The sequence below is a fragment of the Hydrogenophaga sp. genome (assembly GCF_048549895.1).
Lineage (GTDB): Bacteria > Pseudomonadota > Gammaproteobacteria > Burkholderiales > Burkholderiaceae_C > Hydrogenophaga.
The window spans coordinates 1-2,804 of record NZ_JBLYYB010000161.1 but is presented as its reverse complement, the minus strand read 5'-3'; the positions used below and the strand labels follow the sequence as shown (position 1 = coordinate 2,804).

The 2,804-nt window shown below is 59.8% G+C and carries 2 protein-coding genes and 1 pseudogene; all 3 read right to left on the bottom strand.

Annotated features, from left to right (window positions below; translation table 11 throughout):
* Positions 1 to 165, bottom strand: a pseudogene (locus ACN4F8_RS15830) (ketol-acid reductoisomerase); the annotation flags it as partial.
* Positions 166 to 226: 61 nt separating this feature from the next.
* Complete coding sequence (gene ilvN, locus ACN4F8_RS15825; RefSeq protein ID WP_007857867.1) at positions 227 to 718, bottom strand: acetolactate synthase small subunit; 492 nt, start codon at positions 716 to 718, stop codon at positions 227 to 229.
* 143 nt (positions 719 to 861) lie between these two features.
* Entirely contained in the window at positions 862 to 2,655 is a 1,794-nt protein-coding gene (locus ACN4F8_RS15820) for an acetolactate synthase 3 catalytic subunit (RefSeq protein WP_055393777.1), read from the bottom strand.
* Positions 2,656 to 2,804: the final 149 nt, after the last annotated feature.

Here is a 2,804-nt window from a genome sequence, read left to right as displayed (position 1 = left end):
CTTGTCCCACGATGCACCACCCTTGCGCAGGCCGACCACGACCTTCACGCCACTGTCGTTCAGGTTTTGTGCGTGGGCATGGCCCTGCGAGCCGTAGCCGATGATGGCCACGGTCTTGCCTTTGATCAGGCTCAGGTCGGTGTCTTTGTCGTAGAAAACTTTCATGGGTCGCTCCGGTTGAAATGCGTTGTTGGGGGTTGAAATGGGAAAAACGGGGTGAATTGTCTTACACGCGCAAGATGCGCTCGCCGCGGCCGATGCCGCTGGCACCCGTACGTACGGTTTCCAAGATGGCGGTGCGGTCAATGGCCTGCAGAAAAGCGTCGTTCTTCGACTGGTCGCCGGTCAGCTCAATCGTGTAGCTCTTCTCGGTCACGTCGATGATGCGGCCACGGAAGATGTCGGCCATGCGCTTCATCTCCTCGCGCTCCTTGCCCACCGCGCGCACCTTCACCATCATGAGCTCGCGCTCGGTGTAGGCACCTTCGGTGAGATCGACCACCTTCACGACCTCAATGAGGCGGTTCAGATGCTTGGTGATCTGTTCGATCACATCGTCGGAGCCCGTGGTCTGGATCGTCATGCGCGAGAGCGATGGATCCTCAGTGGGCGCCACGGTGAGCGATTCGATGTTGTAACCACGGGCAGAAAACAGGCCGACAACGCGCGACAGCGCACCGGGTTCGTTTTCCAGCAGAACGGCAATGATGTGTTTCATAGGTGCAGATTCCTCTTTTCGCTGCCCTCCCCCGTGCACGGTAATGCATGGGCTTGGCAGGCAATAGATTCGTCAAAAAAGTGAATGCTATCTATTCGATAGCTGGTAGCGCTTGATGAACAAGCGCTGGAGGCCGATTTGGCTTAAAGGTCCTCCGACCCCAGCAGCATCTCGGTAATGCCCTTGCCGGCCTGGACCATCGGGAACACGTTCTCGGTGGGGTCGGTGCGGAAGTCCATGAACACGGTGCGGTCCTTGAGCTTGCGGGCTTCGCGCAGAGCGGGCTCTACGTCCTTGGGACTCTCGATCAACATGCCCACATGGCCGTACGCCTCTGCCAGCTTCACGAAGTTGGGCAGCGCGTCCATGTAGCTGTGGCTGTAGCGGCCGGAGTATTCGATCTCCTGCCACTGCCGCACCATGCCCAGGTAGCGGTTGTTCAGCGAGCAGATCTTGATCGGCGTGTTGTACTGCAGGCAGGTGGACAGCTCCTGGATGTTCATCTGCACCGAGCCTTCGCCAGTGATACAGAACACCTCGGACTGCGGCTTTGCCAGCTTGATGCCCATGGCGTACGGGATGCCCACGCCCATGGTGCCCAGGCCGCCAGAGTTGATCCAGCGGCGTGGCTCGTCAAAGCGGTAGTACTGCGCGGCCCACATCTGGTGCTGGCCCACGTCGGACGTGATGTAGGTGTCCGCGTCCTTGGTCATGTTCCACAGCGTCTCGACCACGTACTGTGGCTTGATGACGTCTGGGCTGCCCATGCTGTACTTGAGGCAGTCGCGCTTGCGCCAGCCTTCAATGGTGTCCCACCAGGCGGCCAGAGCACCCGAGTCAGGGCGCGTGCTGCTCTCGCGGATCATGGAGATCAGCTCGGTGAGCACGTCCTTGACGTCGCCGACGATCGGGATATCGACCTTCACGCGCTTGGAAATGCTCGACGGGTCAATATCGACGTGGATGATCTTGCGGTCGTTCTGCGCAAAGTGCTTGGGATTGCCGATCACGCGGTCATCAAAACGCGCGCCCACAGCCAGCAGCACGTCGCAGTTCTGCATGGCGTTGTTGGCCTCGATGGTGCCGTGCATGCCCAGCATGCCCAGGAACTTGCGGTCCGACGCGGGGTATGCACCCAGGCCCATCAGCGTGTTGGTGACTGGGTAGCCCAGCATGTCCACCAGCGTGCGCAACTCATTGGTGGCATTGCCCAGCAGCACGCCACCGCCGGTGTAGATGTAGGGGCGCTTGGCCGCCAGCAGGAGTTGCAGCGCCTTGCGAATCTGACCACCATGGCCCTTGCGCACAGGGTTGTACGAGCGCATTTCCACGCTTTGCGGATAGCCGCTGTACGGTACCTTCTTGAAGGAAACGTCCTTGGGCACATCCACAACCACGGGGCCAGGACGGCCGGTGCGGGCAATGTGGAAGGCCTTCTTCATCGTCATGGCCAGATCGCGCGGGTCCTTGACGAGGAAATTGTGTTTGACGATGGGGCGGGTAATACCGACCGTGTCGCACTCCTGGAAGGCATCCAGCCCGATGGCGGGGGTGGGCACCTGTCCGGAAATGATCACCATCGGGATGCTGTCCATGTACGCCGTAGCGATACCGGTCACTGCGTTGGTGAGACCTGGACCGGATGTGACCAGCGCAACGCCCACTTCACCCGTGGCACGTGCGTAGCCGTCAGCAGCATGCACGGCAGCCTGCTCATGGCGCACCAGCACGTGCTGGATGGTGTCTTGTTTGTAGAGCGCGTCGTAGATGTAGAGAACTGCACCGCCGGGATAGCCCCAGATGTACTGGACGTTCTCAGCCTGAAGCGACTTGATGAGGATCTCGGAACCCATGAGGTCCTGAGCACCGGAAGCGGGGGAGGTGTTGCCCTGCGAAGCAGCGGCCGCTGAAGAGATTTCAGCCTTGGAGATTTCCATGATCGATCAACCTTTGTGAATTTCTCTGACGAAAAACCTTGGGTGCTCCTAACATGCGCTCTTGTGAAGCCAGCTTGGAACTTGAGGCCAAGGACATGGGCGGGATGATTGCCGCGCCGGACCGTGACCCGTTTGCCTTTGAATTGCAG